This window comes from Streptomyces sp. NPDC020996, from assembly GCF_040641355.1.
Lineage (GTDB): Bacteria > Actinomycetota > Actinomycetes > Streptomycetales > Streptomycetaceae > Streptomyces.
The window spans coordinates 72,199-93,659 of the sequence record NZ_JBFADM010000022.1 but is presented as its reverse complement, the minus strand read 5'-3'; the positions used below and the strand labels follow the sequence as shown (position 1 = coordinate 93,659).

The 21,461-nt window shown below is 71.4% G+C and carries 16 protein-coding genes and 3 pseudogenes; 10 read left to right on the top strand and 9 right to left on the bottom strand.

Features of this window, described 5'->3' with window-relative positions; genetic code table 11:
* Nucleotides 1-120: 120 nt before the first annotated feature.
* Together AB0G63_RS17815 and AB0G63_RS17810 are read left to right on the top strand one after the other, a co-directional pair.
* Nucleotides 121-564: an MscL family protein gene (locus tag AB0G63_RS17815; RefSeq protein WP_360750877.1), complete on the top strand. Its 444-nt coding sequence runs from the start codon at nt 121-123 to the stop codon at nt 562-564.
* A gap of 377 nt (nt 565-941) precedes the next feature.
* A complete protein-coding gene (locus AB0G63_RS17810; RefSeq protein ID WP_360750875.1) occupies nt 942-1,949 on the top strand; it encodes a lipase family protein in 1,008 nt (335 codons plus the stop codon).
* Nucleotides 1,950-2,213: 264 nt separating this feature from the next.
* On the opposite strand, the gene AB0G63_RS17805 is transcribed toward AB0G63_RS17810, so the two are convergent.
* Together AB0G63_RS17805 and AB0G63_RS17800 are read right to left on the bottom strand one after the other, a co-directional pair.
* The gene (locus tag AB0G63_RS17805; RefSeq protein WP_360750873.1) at nt 2,214-3,275 is read right to left on the bottom strand and encodes a helix-turn-helix domain-containing protein; all 1,062 of its coding nucleotides are present in this window, start codon (nt 3,273-3,275) and stop codon (nt 2,214-2,216) included.
* 129 nt (nt 3,276-3,404) lie between these two features.
* Nucleotides 3,405-4,739 carry a PLP-dependent aminotransferase family protein gene (locus tag AB0G63_RS17800; protein ID WP_360750870.1) on the bottom strand — a complete coding sequence of 445 codons (1,335 nt, stop codon included), beginning with the start codon at nt 4,737-4,739 and terminating at the stop codon, nt 3,405-3,407.
* A gap of 131 nt (nt 4,740-4,870) precedes the next feature.
* Between AB0G63_RS17800 and AB0G63_RS17795 the strand changes: the two genes are divergently transcribed.
* Complete coding sequence (locus AB0G63_RS17795; RefSeq protein ID WP_360750868.1) at nt 4,871-5,653, top strand: crotonase/enoyl-CoA hydratase family protein; 783 nt, start codon at nt 4,871-4,873, stop codon at nt 5,651-5,653.
* Between the two features lie 221 nt (nt 5,654-5,874).
* On the opposite strand, the gene AB0G63_RS17790 is transcribed toward AB0G63_RS17795, so the two are convergent.
* The 3 genes from AB0G63_RS17790 to AB0G63_RS17780 form a co-directional block, all read right to left on the bottom strand.
* Nucleotides 5,875-6,501 carry a class I SAM-dependent methyltransferase gene (locus AB0G63_RS17790; RefSeq protein WP_360750866.1) on the bottom strand — a complete coding sequence of 209 codons (627 nt, stop codon included), beginning with the start codon at nt 6,499-6,501 and terminating at the stop codon, nt 5,875-5,877.
* A gap of 71 nt (nt 6,502-6,572) precedes the next feature.
* The gene (locus AB0G63_RS17785; protein ID WP_360750864.1) at nt 6,573-7,250 is read right to left on the bottom strand and encodes a carbonic anhydrase; all 678 of its coding nucleotides are present in this window, start codon (nt 7,248-7,250) and stop codon (nt 6,573-6,575) included.
* A gap of 134 nt (nt 7,251-7,384) precedes the next feature.
* A complete protein-coding gene (locus AB0G63_RS17780) occupies nt 7,385-8,308 on the bottom strand; it encodes a restriction endonuclease (RefSeq protein WP_360750862.1) in 924 nt (307 codons plus the stop codon).
* A gap of 183 nt (nt 8,309-8,491) precedes the next feature.
* Between AB0G63_RS17780 and thrS the strand changes: the two genes are divergently transcribed.
* Together thrS and AB0G63_RS17770 are read left to right on the top strand one after the other, a co-directional pair.
* Complete coding sequence (thrS, locus tag AB0G63_RS17775) at nt 8,492-9,817, top strand: threonine--tRNA ligase (RefSeq protein ID WP_360750860.1); 1,326 nt, start codon at nt 8,492-8,494, stop codon at nt 9,815-9,817.
* 347 nt (nt 9,818-10,164) lie between these two features.
* Nucleotides 10,165-10,758 carry a lamin tail domain-containing protein gene (locus tag AB0G63_RS17770; RefSeq protein ID WP_360750858.1) on the top strand — a complete coding sequence of 198 codons (594 nt, stop codon included), beginning with the start codon at nt 10,165-10,167 and terminating at the stop codon, nt 10,756-10,758.
* 161 nt (nt 10,759-10,919) lie between these two features.
* Here AB0G63_RS17770 and AB0G63_RS17765 read toward each other — a convergent pair whose 3' ends face one another.
* Complete coding sequence (locus AB0G63_RS17765; protein WP_360750856.1) at nt 10,920-11,522, bottom strand: sugar O-acetyltransferase; 603 nt, start codon at nt 11,520-11,522, stop codon at nt 10,920-10,922.
* A 213-nt stretch (nt 11,523-11,735) separates the two neighbouring features.
* Between AB0G63_RS17765 and AB0G63_RS17760 the strand changes: the two are divergent.
* A pseudogene (locus AB0G63_RS17760) lies at nt 11,736-13,171 on the top strand (PLP-dependent aminotransferase family protein).
* Between the two features lie 129 nt (nt 13,172-13,300).
* On the opposite strand, the pseudogene AB0G63_RS17755 reads toward AB0G63_RS17760, so the two are convergent.
* Nucleotides 13,301-13,628: pseudogene (locus AB0G63_RS17755) on the bottom strand (carboxymuconolactone decarboxylase family protein); the annotation flags it as partial.
* Between the two features lie 339 nt (nt 13,629-13,967).
* Between AB0G63_RS17755 and rph the strand changes: the two are divergent.
* The gene (gene rph, locus AB0G63_RS17750) at nt 13,968-16,622 is read left to right on the top strand and encodes a rifamycin-inactivating phosphotransferase (RefSeq protein ID WP_360750854.1); all 2,655 of its coding nucleotides are present in this window, start codon (nt 13,968-13,970) and stop codon (nt 16,620-16,622) included.
* Here rph and AB0G63_RS17745 read toward each other — a convergent pair.
* Entirely contained in the window at nt 16,619-17,527 is a 909-nt protein-coding gene (locus AB0G63_RS17745) for a helix-turn-helix transcriptional regulator (protein WP_360750852.1), read from the bottom strand. The two genes, rph and AB0G63_RS17745, sit on opposite strands and share 4 nt — an antisense overlap.
* A gap of 265 nt (nt 17,528-17,792) precedes the next feature.
* Between AB0G63_RS17745 and AB0G63_RS17740 the strand changes: the two genes are divergently transcribed.
* Nucleotides 17,793-18,074, top strand: coding sequence for a hypothetical protein (locus tag AB0G63_RS17740; RefSeq protein WP_360750850.1), 282 nt, complete (start codon nt 17,793-17,795; stop codon nt 18,072-18,074).
* Nucleotides 18,075-18,193: 119 nt separating this feature from the next.
* Nucleotides 18,194-18,395 (top strand): annotated as a pseudogene (locus tag AB0G63_RS17735) (alpha/beta hydrolase); the annotation flags it as partial.
* Between the two features lie 168 nt (nt 18,396-18,563).
* Here AB0G63_RS17735 and AB0G63_RS17730 read toward each other — a convergent pair.
* On the bottom strand, nt 18,564-19,571 hold the full coding sequence (locus tag AB0G63_RS17730) for an NADP-dependent oxidoreductase (protein ID WP_360750848.1): 1,008 nt from the start codon (nt 19,569-19,571) through the stop codon (nt 18,564-18,566).
* Between the two features lie 332 nt (nt 19,572-19,903).
* On the opposite strand from AB0G63_RS17730, the gene AB0G63_RS17725 reads away from it, so the two are divergent.
* Entirely contained in the window at nt 19,904-21,460 is a 1,557-nt protein-coding gene (locus tag AB0G63_RS17725) for a Re/Si-specific NAD(P)(+) transhydrogenase subunit alpha (protein ID WP_360750846.1), read from the top strand.
* The last annotated feature ends 1 nt before the right edge of the window (nt 21,461 follow it).

The window sequence follows — 21,461 nt, the reverse complement described above, 5'->3', positions numbered from 1 at the left end:
AGGATGGGGCGATTCCCGCGCGTCACGCGTCGCCTCGCCGCGCCAGGTCGCTAGCGTTCTGACGACAAATCAGTCGAATCGGTTGGATCAGCCGAATCAGCGCCGACGCGGAGAGACGAGATGCTCAGAGGATTCAAGAACTTTTTGATGCGGGGCGACATCGTCGTCGTGGCGGTCGGACTGATCGTCGCGCTGGCGTTCAACACCCTCATCATGGCGTTCACGAGCAATGTGATCAACCCGGTCATCGCGCGGGCACAGGGAGGCCGGACCTTCGGGCTCGGGTGGCAGCTCGGGCAGCCCGGGAACAAGGCGACCTTCCTCGACATCGGGTCGTTCATCTCGGCGGTCATCTACTTCGTCATCTTCATGGCCGTCGTCTACTTCCTGATCGTCGTGCCGTACAAGAGGATCCAGGCCCGGCGCGGGGTGGCCGCCTTCAAGGAGGCCGGTGCGGTGAAGACGTGCCCCGCGTGCCTCTCCGAGGACCTTCCCGCCGCGGCCGGCAAGTGCCGGTACTGCGGGACGGATCAGCCCGCGGCGGGCACGTCGCAGCACCAGTGAGGCAGTCGGCGCCGGTCACCCGGATGAGCGGCCTGGCAGGCAGAGAGGTTGTCCCGGACCTACGTTCAGTCCGTCCCCAGACAACTTCTGCGCGCCTGGACCGGGTTCGGCGTCCCCTGCCCGCACAGGGCGAACGCAAGGGAGAGTGAGGTACCTGCCGATGCGCAGGAAGGCGATAACCGTGCTCGGTCTGCTGGCCCTGGCCACGGGCGCCGCAGGCCGCCCCGCGGTCCGACAGCAGCGAGGACACCTTCTACGACTATCCCGACCGATCCCTCATCGACAAGGCGGCGCCGGGTGAGATCCTGAGGTCGCGGAGGATCCCGACACCGAAGTCGTCCCTGCTGGGAACCGCCGCCTCCCGCGCGGAACGCATCATGTACCGCACCGCGGACGAGCGCGGCAGGCCCGTCGCGGCGACAGGGTTCCTGCTGCTGCCCAGGACGGCGCCCAAGGACAGGGACGGCTGGCCGGTGATCTCCTGGGCGCACGGTACGAGCGGAGCAGGGCCCGCGTGCGCACCGTCGCGGTCCGCGAGCCTCGGCGGTGCGACTCCGCTGATGGTGAAGTGGCTGCGGGAGGGCTTCGCCGTCGCCGCCGCCGATTACCCCGGCCTCGGGCCCAACGGCAAGGTCCACGACTACCTCCTCCTGCGTGCGGAGGGCCGGTCCGTCGCCCACGCCGCGCCGGCGGTGCGCACCGCCGACAGGAAGTCGGTGAGCGACAAGTGGTTCGCCGTGGGCATCTCCCAGGGCGGTCAGGCCGCGTTGGGCGCCGGCGAACCGGCGGCCGAGGCGAAGGGCATGCGCTTCCTCGGCGCCGCCGCCTTCGCTCCCGCCGCCCACCCCGCCGCGTGGCTGAGAGAAGCGGCGAAGAAGCAGTCGAGCGGCGCATCCCTGCAGGGACTGCGCGGACTGCTCGCCTGCACCGCCGTCGGCGCACACGTCTACGACCCGAAGAGGATCAAGTACGAGGACCTGCTGTCCCCCGAGCTCGCCAAGGAAATGGTCAGACCCGCGGTGCACAACCTCTGCCTGGACGAGATCGACGGGTACCTGACGCTCTTCGCGCCGGAGAAGAAGTACAAGACCCTCAGCCCGGACTGGGAAAAGACCAACCCCGAGATCAAGAAGTTCCTGGACTCAGTGAACCCGGCGCAAAGCACGTCGTCCGGCCCGGTACTCCTGCTGCGGGGCGAGAGCGACGTGGTCGTGACCCCGGCGAGCACCAGGAAACTGATCACCGGACTGTGCGCCGAGCAGGACGTCGTCGAATGGAAGTCGTATCCCGGCGTCGGCCACGTGGACGTGGCCATCGCCGGCCTGCGCGATCTCGGCACCTGGATGAAGGACCGGCTGAAGAACACCCCGCCCGCCAACCGCTGACCGCCGGGCGGATCCACCCAGCCCACGGGCAAGTGACGGAACCGGCAGGTCACAGGGGTTCGGCGAGGCGGAACCCCATCGCGTAGTAGGCCGCCCTGTTTTCGACTGGTCCCCAAGGGACGCACCGTTCACGGAAGCGACGCGAGCCCGTCCGCGACCGTCGATCCCTCGGCGAACGGGTCGGCAAAGTGGCTTGCAGGGGCGGGAGAGGCGACCGAAGGGACATGGTGCGACCGCGGGGCCGGGTGGACGACTTCTGACATGTCAAGCAAGTTGATCGTTGATTTTCCGGCTCATCTTCTTCCGGTCGGTGTTCCGGCTCCCGCTGTTCCGGCTCCCCGCCAGCCGGGATCCCTCGGGCGTGCGCCGGTAGAGCACCGACCGGCCGGACCGGGCGCGGGCGACGAGGCCGGCCCGGTGCAGTACACCCAGGTGGTACGAGACCGTGGCCGGGCTGAGGAAATGACGTGCCGCCAGCTGCGCGGTGGAGGCGGGTTGCGCCAGCGCGGTGAGCAGCCCGGCGCGGGTGGGCCCGAGCAGCCGGGCCACCTCGGCGGAGGGGACGGCCGGGGCGACGGCGCTGGTGATGGACTTGTCGCGCACGGGATAGACGAGCATCGGGGGCCGGTCTCCCGCGCGCGTCGGGTCCACGGCCACGCCCGGCCCGGACGCGACCAGTGACGGTACGACGACCACCAGGGGCACGGGCAGCGCGATCCGGAACCGGCTGTCGACGCGCAGGGTGCCGTCGGCCCACCGGATGCCCGGGTGCAGGGAGTTGAAGAGCCTGGCCGCGCCGTGCCGGGCCAGTACGCTGGCGCATCGGTCGACCTCCGCGTCGAGGACGGCCTTGGCCGCCTCCCAGTGCGGGGCGAAGGCCAGCTCCCAGTAGTGCCGCATCTCGTCCGCGGCCTGCCGGGCCACGTGCGCGCCGCCCCGCGCCATGGCGCGCCGCACCCCCGCCGGCAGTTCGGAACCGGCGAGGCCGTGGCGCGGCCGCCCCTCGCGCAACGCCTCCAGCTCGCCCAGCACACGCTGGGGCGGGGTGCACCGGACCCGCTCCAGCTCCTCCTCGACGGTGGGGGAGGGGCCGCACGGGTGCGGGCTGAGGAAGTCGGGCACGTATCCGCCCTGCTCCAGGGCCAGTTCGGACAGCAGGGGCAGCTTGGCCCGGCGCAGCACGCGCCGCGTGCGGGCGACCCACGGATCGGCGTCCGGGGCCGGTCGCAGCCCCCAGGGCAGCAGGGTCGCGACGACCTCGTGCAACGGCGAGACCGAGAAGCGGGAACGGGCGAGCCCGGCAGCGTCCACGGTCAGCTCGATCATGCCACTCCCCGGTGTCCGATCCCCCGCCGGCCGCGCGGCCGCCTCTTCGAACCTGCTCGAATCCTGACACGGAACGTCCCGGTGGCAGGCCTGATCGCCACGTCCCGCTGCGGGGACTTCGAGGCCGTGTCACGGGGGGATGGCGTCGATCGTGTCCTTCAAGCAGCGCAGCACGGCGCCGAGTTCGTCCCGGGGCGGTGTGGCCAGTGCCAGCCGGAGTGCGTGGGGACGGTGGGGGCCGGTGGCGAAGGCGTCCGCGGTGGACACGAGGATCCCTTCCTCCGCGAGCACGGCCGCGACGTGATCGGGGCGCTGGTGCGGCTCCAGGCCGACCCACACGACGTAGGAGGCCGGGTGTGCGGTGATGTCCAGGCCGGCGAGCGCGGCACGGGCGATGTCCTGCCGGGCGGCCGCGTCCTCGCGGCGGTCTTCCTCCAGCCGGGTGACCGTTCCGTCGGCGATCCAGCCGGTGGCGAGCGCGGTGACGACTCCCGGCGTCCCCCAGGCCGCGGTACGAAGAGCGCTCACGGCTGCCCGCAGATGACGGTCGGGCAGGACGGCGAAGCCGAAGCGCAGGCCGGGTGCCACGTTCTTGGACAGGCCGGCGACGTAGCAGGTGCGTTCGGGCGCCAGGGCCTGCAGCGGTGGCGGCGGGGAGGGTTCGAGGAAGGCGTAGGTGCCGTCCTCGACGATCAGGCAGTCGTGCGAGCGGGCGAGGGCGGCCAGCCTGTCGCGCTGCTCCCGGTCGAGCACCCAGCCGAGCGGGTTGTGCACGGTCGGGATCGTGTAGACCGCACGGACGGGCCGGGCGTGGCACAGCTCATCGAGCGCGTCGAGATCCGGTCCCACGGCCGTGACCGGGACGGGGGCCAGGTCGAGGCCGTGCGCCCCGGCGAGAAGCTTGATGCCCGGGTAGCTGAGCGCGTCGACGGCGAGGACGTCACCGGGCCGGGTGAGTGTGCGCAGCACGACGTCGAGCGCCTGCTGGGTCCCGCTCGTCAGCAGGACGTTGTCCGGCACCGTGTCGATCCCCCGCCCCAGCAGGTAGGTCGCCACGACCGCCCGGTCGTGCCGGTGCCCGCCCGGCGGGTGCTGCCGCAGCAGCGCCTCGACGTCTCCCGACACCGCCATCGTGCGCAGAGCACGCCGCAGCAGGTCGGCCTGCCCGGCGGCCAGGGGCTGGTTGAAGGACAGGTCCGCCGTCCGGGGCACCGGCAGAGCGCGTGACGGTTCGAGCCCGTCGTAGCCGGACCGCACCCGGACGAACGTTCCCCGGCCCGGCTCTCCCACGACCAGGCCGAGCGCGGCGAGTTCGGCGTAGACGCGGGTGGCGGTGGCCAGCGCGATCCGCCGCTCGCGCGCGAGCGCACGGTGCGTCGGCAGCCGGGTGCCGGCCGGGATCGCGCCGGAGCGGATGGCCACGGCGAACTCGTGGACGACTGCCTTGTAGGAGGACGGTCGCATGCGGCACCTGCCGTCCGTCGCGGAGGAGGGTCGTGGAAGGGCGCCAGTGTATCCAGGACAATCAGTGGATCGTCCTGGATCACGGATCGTAGCCTCAGCGGGTCCGAACCCAGGCGAAACGGAGTGGCGGCATGACCGTGCGTATCGAGCGGGACGACCAGGTCGTAGTGATCACCATCGACCGGGAGCACAAGCTCAACGCCCTGGACTACCCGACGATCGACGCGCTGCTCGCCCGGCTCGACCTCGTCGACTCCGACGACGGCGTCCGGGCGGTCGTCCTGACCGGCGCGGGGCGCAGGGCGTTCAGTGCCGGCGCGGACATCCCGTCCCTGGCGGGCAGCATCGCCGGCGGGCCCGAACGAGCGGTGCGCGAGATCGTCCGCCGGGGGCAGGCGCTGACCCGGCGGATCGAGGAGTTCCCCAAGCCGGTGATCGTCGCGGTCAACGGCTTGGCGTACGGTGGTGGTTGCGAGATCACCGAGGCCGCGCCGCTCGCGATCGCCGCGGAGCACGCGACCTTCGCCAAGCCCGAGATCTCCCTCGGCTTCCCGCCTCCCTTCGGCGGCTCCCAGCGCCTGCCACGACACGTCGGCCGCAAGCGCGGCCTGGAGATGATCCTGACCGGCGACCCGATCCCGGCCGCCCGAGCCGCCGAGCTGGGTCTCGTCAACACCGTCGTACCGGCCGGTGAACTCCTCGACGCCGCACGGGACCTGGCCGCCCGGATCATCCGGCACGCGCCGACGGCCGTTGCGGCCTGCCTGCGCGCGGTCACCCGCGGCGTCAACCTGCCGATCGACGAGGGCCTGGCGGTCGAGGCGGCGTCCTTCGCCGCCACCGTCCCCACCGACGGCGTACGGACCGGCCTGCGACGCTTCCTCGACCGGACCGCCGCAGCCGACCGAACCTGAGGCGCGCACCGGGCGGCGCCTCTCCGGCCGGCGCCACTCTGCGCAAGCCGCGGTCGATCGGATCCGAGGTGCCGCTCCCGTCCAGCACGTGACCCCCGCCTTCCTGCGCCACGTCACCGGGATCGACCCCACCGACCGGCGGACGGCCCGGTCCGTCCTCGCCGACGCCCACCGCTGGGACGGCGGGAGTGCGAGTCACCCACGGCGTCCGACCGTCCTGGTCAGAACGCGCGGAACTCCTCGAAGGACGGCTCGAACGAGGGGTCGGGCAGTCGATACGCCTTGCACCGGACCCGTTGTCCGCCCCGCGGTCCGGCGCCGCTCGCGTCACCGGGAAAGGCGTCGGGGATCACCTGCCATCCCGTGTTCCGCTCGTAGTACTGCGCGGCCGTGTGTACGGACGGCCACCAGTCGTCGTCGATGACGATCAGACCCCCGGGCCGGACGATCTTGCGCAGGAAGTAGAGATCGACGAAGACCTCGTGAAACCGGTGACTGCCGTCCACGAACGCCGCGTCGGCGACGAAGCCCTCGCTGAGGAGCTGCGGGAGCGCGGTCGACGACGGAGTGGGCATGAGCGTGGTGAACGAGTCCAGCCCCGCGGAGCGCAGCAGATCCCAGCCGGCGTTGGCGTACTCGCCCTCCTGGAACGGGTCGATGACGATGTGCCGGGGCAGCGGAGGATCGACGGTCGCCAGGGCCTCACCGATGGCGAGTGCGGAGCCGGCGTACACGAGACCGATCTCGACGACCGTCTCAGCCCCCTCGGAGATCAGCAGATCACGCAGTTGATCGCAGTGGAGTTCAGGCACCGTGACGCTCTCGAAGTCGCCCTCACGGTCCCGCATCCGCGGCGGCCCCTCCCGCGCGAGCCGGCGGCGTACCTCCCGAACCCGCGTCACACGTTCGTCCGCGTTCGTCACACCGGCCGCTCCGCGTTCGGCACGGCGTCGGAACGGGAGACGGGGCCCGGGGGCAGATCCAGGCCGCGGGAGGTGACCAGCCGGGCGTTGCCCTCGGCCAGGCGGTAGGACAGCCCCACCACCGCCGTGCGTCCGGCGGCGACCTGGTCGGCCAGTTCCCGGGAGCGCTCCACGAGGAAGTCGACGGTGTGCCGTACGTGCGTGTCGATGAACTCGTCGTCGTCGCTCGCGCCGGCGGCGTGCGCGGCCAGCACACTGGGAGTCACACGCGCCGTCACCTCCCGTAGGTACCCGCGGGCGGTCGTACCGGCGGCCACGACCTCCCGGGTCGCCGCCACGGCCCCGCAGCGGTCGTGGCCGAGGACCACGACCAGCGGGCACTCCAGCACGCTCACCCCGTACTCGATGCTGCCCAGGACTTCCGGCCCCGCCACATGTCCGGCGGTGCGGACGACGAACAGGTCTCCGAGCCCCTGGTCGAAGATGATCTCGGCGGCCAGCCGGGAGTCGGAGCATCCGAACAGTACGGCGAAGGGGCGCTGGGCGGAGGCCAGGCCGGCGCGGTGGGCGGCGTCCTGGTTGGGGTGCCGGGGGGTGCCTGCGGCGAAGCGGTGGTTGCCTGCCAGAAGCAGGTCGAAGGCCTCACGCGGGGTGGAAGGGATCGTGTCGGTCATGGCCGCAGGCTACGACGGACGCCGGCCCGCCGGGGCATAAGGGCACGTCTGTGTCTCTCGCCAAGCGGGGCGCGGGTTCTCGGCGCACAGCCGAGCCGGCCGAAGTCGGCCGACTCCGGTGAGCGTGAGGCGGCTCAGCGCCGGGGCTGATCGGGGGCCGGTGCGCTCCAGGGCGTCGGCCCCGTGCCGTCGCTCCAGGCCCGCAGGGCCTCCCCGTCCACGCAGACGATGCCGCACTGCTCGGCGTACTCGGCGGCCGGCGCGGTGAAGTCGCTCGTCGTGACGACGACGGCGACGTCGGCCTCGTGAACGGTGTAGCAGGTGCCGCCGAAGCGCTGCAGATCCTGGGAGCCGACGCGGTTTCCGGCGCGGTAGCGCTTGCACTGGATGACGACGCGGCGCCCGTCCGGCGCGACGGCCAGGACGTCGGCGCCGAGGTCTCCCGCACCCCCGACGACATCGACCCGGGAGCATCCGTCCCGTTCGCACAGCCCCGCGACCGCCTGCTCGAACTCGTCGGCGTCCAGGCCGTCGTAGTCGAGCCAGCCCCCGCACGCGACCGTCTCGGGGGCTTCGAGGCTGCCGGCCGCGTCGCTCGGGGCCTCGGCACCGGCCACAGGCACGGTGGCCGCCCCGCCGCCCTGGAAGGCGATCGTCGCCTCCGCGGCGTCGTCGCCCGGACGGGGCGCGGGGACACCCGGACAACCGGTCGCCGGTGCGGTGCCCGCGACCTGTGCGGCCGCGGCGGGAACCGCCGGCGTGTCGAGCATGTCGAGGGCGGTGTGCGTCGCCTCCTCCAGGGCCACGGCGGCCCGGTGCGCGGTCCGCTTCGCGGAGAATCTGCGCCGGCGCCCGTGCAGGGCCATGACGGTCGCCGTCATGACGAGGCAGAGCACGACCCACACCGGGCGGTGCCGCAGCGCGCCGGCCGCCGAGCGGACGGCGAAGCCGGTGACGGTCAGCAGGAGCGCGAGAAGGGCGAAGAACACGGTAGTGGCGCGGAGATCGAAGGGCCGCCGGCGGTCACCGGGGCGTATGCGGCGCGTACGTGTGGTCACGGTGGTGAGACCCTTTCCCGTTGTCGGCACGGAGATCACTGGGCCGTCTGCCCCGAGATCCCGATCTCGACCGCCGCGCCGCTCGTCCATGCCCGTCGTGACGAGGAATCACCGTGCGGGCATCGCTGCGCCCTGCTAGCGTCTCCCGCATGAAGCGCGCTGCCATGACGACGACGCCGGAGAGTGTCCCGGCGCGCTGACAGATGTCTTGATCCGAAGCCCCGGGGCGAGTGCCCCGGGGCTTCGCCTTGCGGTCACCCGCCCGATGTCCGCGAGGAGACCGCCATGCATGACCACCGCAAACTCGGCCGTGAACTGGGCCTGTTCGACACCGACCCGCTGATCGGCGCCGGCCTGCCGTACTGGCTGCCCGACGGCGCGACCGTACGGCACACCCTGGAGGAGTACATCCGCGCCGCCGAGCGGCGAGCGGGGTACCGCCACGTGTACTCACCGGTCCTCGGCAAGCGGGAGCTGTACGAGATCTCGGGACACTGGGCGCACTACAGCGACGACATGTTCCCCCCGATGCAACTCGGCGGGGAGCAGGTCGTCCTGCGGCCCAGCCTGTGCCCCCATCACGCGGTGATCTACCGCTCCCGCTCCCGCAGCTACCGCGAACTGCCCCTGCGCATGGCCGAACTGGGCGGCATGTACCGCTCCGAACTCTCCGGCGTGCTCGGCGGACTGACCCGAGTACGGGCCATCCAGCTCAACGACGCGCACATCTTCTGCACCCTGGACCAGGTCGCCGAGGAGGCGCAGGCGGCGCTGGAGATGATCCGCCGGGCCTACGCGGCGCTCGGCATCACCCCGGCCCGCTACCGGCTCTCCCTCCAGGGTCCCGGCGGCAAGTACGTCGACGCACCCGAGAAGTGGCAGCGTTCGACCGCCCTGCTGATCTACGTCCTCCACCACTCCGGCCTGCCCTACGAGGCAGCCGAGGGAGAGGCCGCGTTCTACGGCCCGAAGATCGACGTCCAGGTCACCGACGGCGCGGGCCGGGAGTTCACCCTGTCCACCGTCCAGGTCGACTTCCACCAGCCCGAGCGGTTCGACCTGCACTACATCGGCGCGGACGGCGCCAGACACCGCCCGGTCATGGTCCACCGCAGCATCATCGGCAGTGTGGAACGAGCCGTCGCCCACCTCATCGAACAGCACGGCGGCGCCTTCCCCGCCTGGCTCGCCCCCACTCAGCTGGTCATTCTCCCGATCTCCGACACCGAACTGCCGAACGCCGCGGCCCTCGCCCGGCACTGCGCCCGCCTCGGACTGCGAGCCGAGATCGCGGGGCCGGAACGCGGCAGCCTGGGTGCCCGTGTCCGAGAGGCCCGCCTGGTTCCCTACCAGGCCGTCATCGGCGCCAGGGAGGCCGCTGACGACCACGTCGCACTGCGCCTGCGTGACGGGCGCCGGCTCGACCCGCAGCCGGTCACTGAGGCGCTCGCCCGCATCAGCGCTCTCATCGGGGCCCACAGCACCGACCTGTGGGCCGACGCCACCTGACAGCAGGCGTCGCCGTACGGATCGTTGTTACGCACTTTCGGGTGACCGCGGTGGTGCCGGCGGGGTGGCGAGAGCCGGCCGAGCATTGCCGCAGGCCCGTACTTCCACGCCCGAAAGACCCTATATGGCGTCAATACACCACACACAGAACATTCATGTGCCTTACATCCGAGAGTCACAGGAATATGTGCAATCGGTAACTGCCGTTCGCGGGTGCCGCACCCGGCGGGACGAGGGCCGGAAGGTGTGCGTGTGCGGCCGACCGGTCGCACACCAGCACCACACACCCTGCCGGCCTGCGCCGTTGGCGGCGCCGTGGGGTGTGCGCACCCGTGAAGGGGGACTTCGTGTCCGTTTCTTCTTCCGTTCGCCGTCTGGCCGCCGCGTGCGGCGTGGCCGCCGCTGTCATGGGCGCGGTGACGCTGCCGGCCGTGGCTGCCGACCACGGCCATGGCCGCTCGTACCGTGAGCGTGTGGTCATCAGCGGTGTGCAGTACGACTCCCCGGGTTGGGAGGACCGTTCCAACCGCTCGCTGAACAGGGAGTGGGTGGACATCACCAACGACTCCCGCCGGGCCGTCGACCTGGACGGCTGGACCCTCTCCGACGAGGACGGTTACACCTACACCTTCCGCCGCGTCTGGCTGGAGGGCGGCTCGACCGTCCGCGTGCACACCGGCTTCGGCCGGGACACCTCCGAGGACCTGTACCAGGACCGCCGCGACTACGTGTGGGACAACGACTACGACACCGCGACCCTGCGCAACGACCGGGGCCGGTTCATCGACGAGTTCTCCTGGGGCGGCGACCGCCGCGACCGCCGCGACGGTGACCGCCGTGACGGCGACGACCGGTACCGGCACCACCGCGACGGCGGCCACCGCTGGGACGGCGACCAACGGCGTGACGGCGGTGACCGCCGCACGGACCGCCGCTACTGACGGTCCGTAGGAGACCGGCACACCATTCACGGCACCGCGCCACTCCTGGCGAGCAACTCCCGGCGAGTGGCGCGGTGAGAACGGTCGGCCCGGGGAGGGCTACCGGACCCGGATCTTCCGGTGTGTTCCAGGACCGGGCACCAGAGCGGTTGCCGCGGGGCTCAGTCAGCCGCGGTGCGGCTGCTGAGGTCCTCTTCCGTGATGGGGCGGACCACCCGGCAAGGGGTTCCGACCGCGACGGTCATCGGGGGGATGCTGCGGCTGACGACGCTGCCGGCGCCGATGACCGATCCGTATCCGATACGAACGCCGGGCAGGACCACCGCGTTGCTGCCGATCCACACCTTGTCCTCGATCACGATCGGCTCCGAGAAACGTCCGAAGTCAGCGCGTCGCGAGGGATGCACCGGGTGTCCCGTCGTGGTCAGGGTGACGCTGGGCGCGATCATGACGCCGTCGCCGATCCGGATGTCCACGTCGTCGACGAAGGTGAGGTTCACGTTTCCGAAGAAGTCATCACCGATGTGGACGTTGCTGCCGAAGGCGGCATGGAACGGCGGTAGCAGAGCCGTGCGTTCACCGACCGAGCCGAAGATCGCGACGAGCAGCGAACGACGCTTCTCCGTTTCGCCCGGTGGTGTGTGGTTGTACTCGAAGATCTGCTCGGTACGGCGCCGAGGCGCCTGGAAGGCCGCTTCCGACTCGGTGTAGACAAGCCCCTCTGCGATCCGGGACAGGACTTCTTCCTCGTGAGCATGCGTCACAGCGGAACGCTCCTTATGGGTCCAACCCTTCGGGCACAGGCCCGACGCGTCCCTGACCGACCGCGTCGACCACGCGCGTGCAGAGCCTACGTACATCGCGGAGACACCGTGATCCCTTTCGGACAACTGCTCCATCGCTGTGGAAGGCCTTGAGCAGGGTGCGTGCTCATGGCTGATTCATGAGTCGGTCTGGCCGAACGTACCGGTAGCGACCTGCACTTGGAGCTGAAAGCCGGCGGGCGCGGCAGTCGGCGGGCCGTGCTCGGCCGCGCGCTGCGGGAGACGATACGGGACGGGCGGCTGGCCCTCGGCACCCTGCTGCCTCCGTACCGGTCGTCGGCCGCCGATCTGGGGCTGGCCCGAAGCACCGTCGCGGAGACCTACGCCGAACTCGTCGCCGAGGGCTGGCTGGTCGCCCGCCAGGGGTCGGGGACGCGGGTGGCGCCAAGAGCGAAGCCGGCCGACTCGCCCCGTATCCCCAGGCGGCGCCGGCACGTTCGGACCCGCCCGCCCATGACCTGCGCCAGGGGCTGCCGGATCCCTCCTCCTTCCCCCGCGCGGGCTGGCTGGCTTCGGCGAAACGGACCCTGAACGCGGCGCCCAGTGAGGCATTCGGGCCGGGCGATCCGCGGGGGCGGGCCGAACTGCGGCGTGCCCTGGCGGAGTACCTGGGGCGAGTGCGGGGCGTGCGCACCGACCCCGGGACGATCGTGGTGTGTTCCGGCTCCGCGCACGCGTTGCGGCTGCTCTTCAGCGGAAAGGTACTGCGCGGCCCGCTGGCCGTGGAGTCCTACGGACTGCCGTTCCACTGGTCGATCCTGCAGGCGGCGCATGTACGTACGGTGCCGCCGGCGCTGGACGAACACGGGGCGCGCACCACCGACCTGGCGGAATCGAAGGGGGTACGGGCCGCGCTGCTGACCCCCGCGCACCAGTTCCCCACGGGCGGCCCGCTCGCGCCCGGGCGACGGGCCGCCGCAGTGGACTGGGCACGCCCGCTCGCGCCCGGGCGACGGGCCGCCGCAGTGGACTGGGCACGCGCGGGCGGGGGAGTGCTGCTGGAGGACGACTACGACGGCGAGTTCCGCTACGACCGGGAGCCGGTGGGCGCCGTACAGGGGCTCGATCCGCAGCGCGTCGTCTACCTGGGCTCGGTCAGCAAGAGCCTCTCACCCGCGCTGCGACTGGGCTGGATGGTGTTGCCGGAGCACCTGGTGGAGCCCGTCCTGCGCGCGAAGGGCGAACGTGAGGCGTGGGCCGCCGTGACGGACCAGCTCACCCTTGCCGACTTCATCGAGTCGGGCCGGTACGACCGGCACATCCGCCGCACCCGGCGGCGTTACCGCGACCGCCGCGACCGGCTGGTGGACATGCTCGCCCGCCGGGCGCCGCACATCGCGCCCATGGGAATCGCCGCCGGCCTGCACGCGGTGCTGCGTCTCCCGGCCTGCACCGGACGGTCCGTGACCAAGGCGGCGGCCTGGCAGCGCATCGCCCTCGACGGGCTGGCCCACTTCCGTCACCCCGCGGCCGGCATGCCGACCGAAGACGGCCTGGTCGTCGGCTACGCGGCACCTGCCGACCACGCCTACGGGGCGGCACTCGACGCCCTGTGCCGGATCCTGCCCCCGCCGGCCGGCACGGTCTGAGGACCGGCTCCCGCACCGGACCGGGCAGCGTGCGATGAGCGACCCCGAGCGTCTGGACGGCTGGTGATCGCGCGGTGGCCGTCGGCGGCGTGCCGGCGTTCGTCGCCGGGCGCCGCGCCGGTCGGTGTCCGGCACCTTCGCGGTGCTCAGGGCGATACGGTTCCAGGTGTTGATGGTGAAGATCAGAGCGAGCAGGCGAGCCAGCTGCTCCTCGGTGAAGTGGGCGGCGCCGCGGCGGCAGACCGCGTCCGGCACCCCGCGGTCGGAGACGAGGGTGACCGCGTCGGTGAGCTCGAGGGCGGCCTGCTCCTGCTCCGTGAAGAAGTTCCTCGCTTCCCGCCATACGGAGACCATGTGCAGCCTCGCTTCGCTGGGAGATCAGGGCCTTGAACGACTTCGGGGCGGCCTTGGCGAAGTCCAGGCGGGAGCTGTCGAGCGTGGTCTCGTTGTTCATCATGACCACGACGCTACGGCCGGGAAAGACCGGCCACGGAGGTCATTCGGGCGCCCGCCAGGGGCAATCTGCTGCGACGGCTGCGCCCCCCGGCCGCGTACCACGCGGTGGCGTTCTCAGGAGCTTGCCGCCGGGCGGATCGGCTCCAGCGGGCGGCAAAAACACAAAGGCAAGGAGAGTGCTCTCCTCGCCACTCTCAAGGTATAGCGCGCCGGGGGGCTTGCGGCAAGACCCGGGGCACGGCGCAGAATCGTCGGCCATGGCCACAACCTGCGGATTTGGGGGCACGAGGTGCCTGAGTCGTCGTCAACGACGGAGCGCGGCTGTCCCGGAGGCATCGCGATGACCGGACAGTACGTGTTGGATCTTCAAGAGGTGGACGAGACGCAGGTCGCGGTCGTCGGCGGCAAGGGCGCGCTCCTGGGCGGGCTGTCGCGGATCGAGGGTGTCCGCGTGCCGGGTGGCTTTTGCGTGACGACGGACGCCTTCCGGCGGGTCATGGCGGAGGCGCCGTCGATCGAGGACCGGCTCGAGCAGCTGTCGCGCGCGGACCCGGACGACCGGGAGACGATCCGCACGCTCAGCGCGCACATCCGCCGGACCATCGAGGGCGTCGCCGTTCCGGGCGATCTCGCGGCGGAGATCACCGGCGCGCTCGCCCGGTTCGGCCGGCAGACCGCCTACGCCGTCCGCTCCAGCGCGACGGCCGAGGACTTGCCGACGGCCTCCTTCGCCGGCCAGCAGGACACGTACCTGAACGTCGTGGGGCCGGCGGCGGTCCTCCGGCACGTCAGCCGGTGCTGGGCTTCACTGTTCACCGAGCGGGCCGTGACCTACCGTCGGCGGAACGACATCGACCACCGTACGGTTCACATGGCCGTGGTCGTGCAGCGGATGGTCCGTCCGGACGCGGCCGGCATCCTGTTCACGGCCGACCCCGTCACGGGCGACCGGAAGGTCGCCACCGTGGACGCCGGCTTCGGCCTCGGCGAGGCACTGGTCTCCGGCCTGGTCAACCCGGACGTCTTCACGGTGAGAGGCGGCGAAGTCGTCGCCAGGGCGATCGCCCTCAAACAGTGTGCCGTGTACGCTCTGCCGGCCGGCGGTGTCCAGGAAGCGCTGATCGATCCGCTGCGGCAGCGGCAGCCGGCGCTGACGGATGAGCAGGTGCTGCGGCTGGTGCGGCTCGGGCGGCGGATCGAAGCACACTTCGGCTGCCCGCAGGACATCGAGTGGTGCCTGGACGACGACGGCTTCCAGATCGTCCAGAGCCGGCCGATCACGACTCTGTTCCCCGTCCCCGTCCCCGTCCCCGAGACCGGTGACCGGGAGAATCACGTCTACGTCTCCGTCGGTCATCAGCAGATGATGACCGACCCCATGAGGCCCCTCGGGCTCTCCATGTGGAAGCTGACGGCCATGGTGCCGATGCACGAGGCCGGCGGGAGGCTGTTCGTCGACGTCACCCGGCGGCTGGCTTCGCCCGCAGGCCGCGCCGGCCTCCTGGACCTCGTGGGGAGATCCGATCCGCTGACCAGGGACGCGCTGGAGACCGTCCTCGACCGCGGCGACGACTTCGTCCCGCTGCTCCCGGACGAGGGTCCCGGCGGGCCGCCGGCCGACGGCGCGTCCGCTCCGATCGAGACCGATCCGGCCGTCGTCACGGAGCTGGTCAGGCGCAGCCAGGCGTCCATCGCCGCCCTGAGGCGTGACATTCGGACGAAGACCGGACCGGCGCTGTTCGACTTCCTGCTGGAGGCCTTCGAGGAGCACAAACGCGTCCTCAGTGATCCGCTGAGCATCCGGGTGATCATGGCGGGGATGGAGGCCACGTGGTGGCTCAACGACAAGCTGCAGGCGTGGCTGGGGGAGAAGAACGCGGCGGACACGCTCACACTGTCCGCCCCCGGCAACATCACCTCGGAGATGGGCCTGGCGTTGCTCGACGTCGCGGACGCGATCCGCCCGCATCCGGAGGTGATGGCGTTTCTCCAGGGCGTCGGGGACGAGGACTTCCTGGACGAGCTGGCGAAGCTCCCCGGCGGGACCGAAGCGCGCGACGCCTTCGAGGCCTACCTTGACCGGTACGGAATGCGCTGCGTCGGCGAGATCGACATCACCAGACCGCGTTGGCGTGAGCGGCCCGCCACTCTCGTGCCCGTGATCCTCGACAACGTCAGGAACTTCGAACCGGGCGCCGCCGGGCGGCGCTTCGAGCAAGGACGGCAGGAGGCGCGGAAGAAGGAGCAGGACGTGCTGGCACGCCTGCGGCGCCTGCCGGACGGCGGACGGAAGGCCGACGAGGCCAAACGGATGATCGACCGGGTCCGGACCTTCATCGGATACCGGGAGTACCCGAAGTACGACATCGTCAGCCGCTACTTCGTCTACAAGCAGGCCCTCCTGGGGGAGGCCGAGCGTCTCGTGCGGGAGGGCGTGCTTCCTGAACAGGAGGACGTCTTCTACCTCACGTTCCAGGAGTTCCACGACGTCGTGCGCTCGCACCGGGTGGATGAGCGGCTCATCCGGCAGCGCAAGGACGCCTTCCGGTCGTACCACGCGCTCACACCACCCCGGGTGCTCACCTCGGACGGCGAGGCCGTCACCGGGGCGTACCGCCGGGAGGACGTGCCGGCCGGCGCCCTGATCGGCCTGCCGGTCTCCGCCGGGACCGTCGAGGGCAGGGCCCGCGTCATCCATGACATGGCGCAGGCCGACCTCGAGGCGGGGGACATCCTGGTCACGGCCTATACGGACCCCAGTTGGTCGCCCCTGTTCGTCGGAATCACCGGACTGGTGACGGAGGTGGGCGGCCTGATGACCCATGGCGCGGTCATCGCGCGGGAGTACGGCTTGCCGGCCGTCGTGGGCGTGGAGCGGGCCACCCGGCTGATCCGGGACGGGCAGCGGATCCGCGTCCACGGAACCGACGGCTACGTCGAGATCCTGTCGGCCGACCACACCGGGAAGACCCGTCCAGCCGGCACCAGTTCCTAGGAGGGACAGGTGGGCAGCACGGTGGTGAGCTGGTTCAGCTGGTCGGGGCGGACACGGATGCCGGGGAGCCAGAGGTGTTCTCCGCCGCGTGTGACCTGGATCCAGATGCTGGTGTGCTTGTGGTTCTCGTCGGTGACGCTGACGCCGTTGGCGATGGTGCACCGGGCGTGGAGCAGGTCGTGGTGCCAGACACGGCCGGCCGAGTTGGAAGTCACGTAGGGGCGGTAGGGACTGTAGGCCAGGGACAGAGCGCATTCGTTCGTGCGAGGTTTCTGGCAGGCCTTCTCGACGTTGTGGACGAGGACACCGGCGTCGCTGCTTCTGCCCGCGCTGCCCGCGCTGCCCGCGCTGCCCGCGCTGCCCGCGCTGCCCGCGCTGCCCGCGCTGCCCGCGCTGCCCGCGCTGCCCGCGCTGCCCGTGACGCCCTGCGCGGGCGCGGCACGGGGCGCGTCCTGTGAGGGAAGCAGGAGGAGCAGCAGCGCCGTTGCGAGTCCGCCCGCAGCGGCCGCGGTCGCCGCGGTGACCCAGCGACTGGACACAGCCCCGCGCAGCCGGGGCCACCCGGCGAGGCCGGGACGGCGTGACGGACCGGCAGCGTCTGCGGTGCCGGTGCCGGTGCCGGTGCCGTTGCCGATGTCGGCCGGTTCGTCGGGTCGGGTGCGGTCGGCCGCTTCCCACAGGGCACGGTACTCGGCAGGGTCCGCCCCCAACGCCCGGCAAATGTCACTCACCACCGTCCAGGCCGGCACGGTCTCCCCGCGGAAGTAGCGGGAGAGCGACGAGTCGCTGATACGGACCTGGGTCTCCAGACTGCGCAGTGTGCGCCCCGACTGCTGCTGGAGGCTCCGCAGCGCGTCTCCCAGCTTCCGTGCTGCCGCACCATGGTCCGGTCGTCGGCCGGTCATCGCGAAGGGCCTTTCGTGCAGGGGAGAGACCGCGTCCCGCGGTTGTCCCGTGTCCCGGGACGGAGGCGTCCCGGCAGGTCAGGACTGTATTTATCCCGACATCGGTGAAGCAAGCGGGATCTGGTTTCCAAGGGGCGTCTTCCTGCGCAAACTCGGCATACCGGCCGAGCAGATCACCCCCGAGGGTGAGCGTGCCGGTGGTCGTGGCAGTGCCGGCGGATGCCGCACGGCCCGACCTCGAACCCCTACCGAAAGGATCTTCATCATGCGTGTACGCACCGCACTGTCCGCCTTCGCGGCGATGACCGTGGTCGGGCTCGGGGCGGTCTCGGCCGCGCCCGCCCTCGCGGCCCCGAGCGCGGCGTCCCACCAGGCGGCAGCCGTCCGGGCGGGCGACGGCCTCGACATCCACCGCGGCAAGTTCATGACCCTGGGCGGCTGCCAGACGGCCGGCCAGCAGGGCATCGAGCGTGGGCACTGGGACCGCTACCAGTGCGCCGAGGGCTCCATGTGGCCGTGGGTGTGGAACCTGTGGACCAACCGCTGAGCACCTAGCCTGTCGGTGGCCTCCACTCCTGCACGGGCGGAGGCCACCGACGGCGGACCGCGGCCCGACGCCGGGTCCGGACAAGGACACGATCCTCGCCGCCCGCTGCACGAGCCCCCTCCGCCGAGGTCTTCCGCGACGAGGACACCGCCTGCGCCACCCGCATATGGGCGGCCGGCGGACAGGCTGAACTCCACGTCTGGGCAGGCGACTTCCACGGATTCGACGCCCTGTACCCGCAGGCGCTGCATCTCGGCCACGGCCCGCCGGACCCGCCCCGACTGGCTCGCCCGCGTCCTGCCCCCGATCACCGTCGCATGACGCTCGGCGGCGACCGCCGCTCAACTGCCCGCCGCTCGCCCGCTACTGCTGCCCCTGACGGCCGACGGCGGGCTCGTCGCCGACACGAGCGGAAACTCCGCTACGGCAGCGGGCGGCCTGGAGCCCGGTCGCCCGCTGCGCGCCTCGACGAAGGGTGGACCGGACGTGTCAGGCCAGTTCCAGGACGAGCTTGCCGACGTTCTCTCCGCGGAAGAGCATCTGCAACGTCTCGGGGAAGTCGTCCACGCTTCCTCTGACCACGTGCTCCTTGACCTTGATGCGGCCGGCGCCGATCCAGGCCGAGATGTCCTGCGCGGCCTGCGGGTAGCGCTTGGCGTAGTCGAACACCACCATTCCCTCCATGCGGGCGCGGCGCACCAGCAACGAGAGGTAGTTGGAGGGACCCTTGACCGGTGTGGCGTTGTTGTACTGGCTGATCGCACCGCAGATCACGACGCGCGCGTGCATCGCCAGCCGGGTCAGGGCGGCGTCGAGGATGTCGCCTCCCACGTTGTCGAAGTAGACGTCGATGCCGTCGGGGGCATGCCGGCGCAACGCCTTCCGGACGTCCTCGGCGCGGTAGTCGATCGCCGCGTCGAAGCCCAGTTCGTCGGTGAGCAGCGCGCACTTCTGCGGCCCTCCGGCGATGCCCACGACCCGGCAGCCCTTGACCTTCGCGATCTGCCCCACGATGGTCCCCACCGCTCCGGCCGCCCCCGAGACCACGACGGTCTCGCCGTCCTTCAGCGCCCCGACGTCCAGCAGGCCGAAGTAGGCGGTCATGCCGGGCATGCCCAGCGCGCCGAGGTACGTCGAGGGCGGGGCGAGAGAGGTGTCGATCTTCATGGCGCCCCGGCCGTCGGAGACCACGTATTCCTGGACGCCGAAGGTGCCGACCACGTGATCGCCGGGTCGGTAGTCGGGATGGTCGGAGGCGGTGACCTCGATGACCGAACCGGCGCGCATCACCTCGCCGATGCCCACGGGCGGCAGGTAGGAGGGGCGGTCGTCCAGCCAGCCCCGCATCGCCGGGTCCAGGGAGATGACACGGGTGCGGCCCGCGAAACGGCCGGGACCGGGCTCCTCGACGGGCGCGGAACAGTGCTGCCAGTCCTCGGCCCTGACTTCGCCCACGGGACGTGCGGCCAGACGGATCTGGCGGTTGGTCACGGACATCGCGCCTCCTGTCGTTGACGGCTCGACGCAGCATACCGACCAGTAGGTACGAAGAGGGTGTGTCCATGGTCACAACTCCCGATCCGGCGGCCGCACCGTCGGATCGGCGGCCATGACAGGGCGGAGCGGCCCGGCCGCCGGGGGCCCGGCCGGTGTGGTCCCGTGTCGTCGGATCATCCCGGCCCGTTGCGCAAGGTGAAGCACGTCACCGTCGGTTCGCGTTGGCCGGTACCCGTCAGACGGGTTAGGTTCCAGCGATCACGGGGAGGACGTCGTCACTCCCCAGGCGCAGATCTCCCTTTCGCACCCTCCTTTGACGAGAGATACAGGACATGTCTGCTGAAGAAGCCTCGCACCATCCTCCTCGCCGCATCGGCGCGGTGGCCGAGTCCGTCTCCGGGGAGACGCGGGTCGCGGCCACTCCGGCGACGGTACGACTGCTGCTGGGCCTCGGCTACGAGGTCGTCGTCGAGTCCGGTGCCGGTGAGGCCTCCGGCTTCGGCGACCAGGCGTACATCGACGCCGGCGCCGAGATCGGCGACGCCTGGGACGCTGATGTCGTCCTGAAGGTGAACGCCCCCTCCGACGCGGAGATCGCCCGGCTGCGGCGCGGAGCGACCGTGGTCGCCCTGCTGGCGCCGGCCCAGAAGCCCGAACTGCTGCAGGCACTGGCCGATGCCGGGGTGACCGCTCTGGCGCTGGACGCGGTGCCGCGCATCTCGCGCGCGCAGTCGATGGACGTGCTGTCGTCGATGGCGAACATCGCCGGGTACCGCGCGGTGATCGAGGCCGCGCACGTCTTCGGCCGGTTCTTCACCGGCCAGGTCACCGCGGCGGGCAAGGTGCCGCCCGCGAAGGTGCTGGTCGCCGGCGCGGGTGTGGCAGGTCTCGCGGCGATCGGCGCCGCCTCCAGCCTCGGCGCGATCGTGCGGGCCACCGACCCGCGGCCGGAGGTCGCGGACCAGGTGAAGTCGCTGGGCGGCGAGTACCTGCCGGTGGAAGTCGCGCAGGAGGCGAGCACCGACGGCTATGCGAAGGCGACCTCGGCCGACTACGACCGCGCCGCCGCCGAGCTCTACCACCGGCAGGCCGCGGACGTGGACATCGTGATCACGACCGCGCTGATCCCGGGCCGGCCGGCGCCGCGTCTGCTCACGGCCGAGGACGTGGCCGTGATGAAGCCGGGCAGCGTCATCGTCGACATGGCCGCCGCGATGGGCGGCAACGTCGAGGGCACCGTGCCGGGGCGGGCGATCGTCACCGACAACGGCGTCACCGTCATCGGCTACACCGACCTGGCCTCCCGGCTGCCGGCCCAGGCCTCGCAGCTGTTCGGCACCAACCTGGTGAACCTGCTCAAGCTGCTCACCCCCGGCAAGGACGGGCAGCTGACGATCGACTTCGACGACGTCGTGCAGCGGGCGGTGACCGTGGTGCGCGACGGCGACGTCACCTGGCCGCCGCCACCCGTCGCGGTCTCGGCCGCGCCCGCCGCGCAGCCCGCGGCCGCACCCGAGGCGCCCGAACCGAAGCAGCCTAAGCTGACGCCCGCCCGGCGCTTCGGCCTGATCGGGCTCGGCATGCTCGCCATGTTCCTGCTGGTGGCCTACGCTCCCGCCCAACTGGCAGGCAACTTCACGGTGTTCGCGCTCGCGGTGGTGATCGGCTACTACGTCATCGGCAAGGTGCACCATGCGCTGCACACGCCGCTGATGTCGGTGACCAACGCGATCTCCGGGATCGTCGTGATCGGCGCTCTGCTGCAGATCGGGCACGAGAGCCGGCTCGTCACCGTGTTGTCCCTCGTGGCGATCCTGCTGACGAGCGTCAACATCTTCGGAGGTTTCGCCGTCACCCGCCGCATGCTGTCCATGTTCTCGAAAGGCTGAG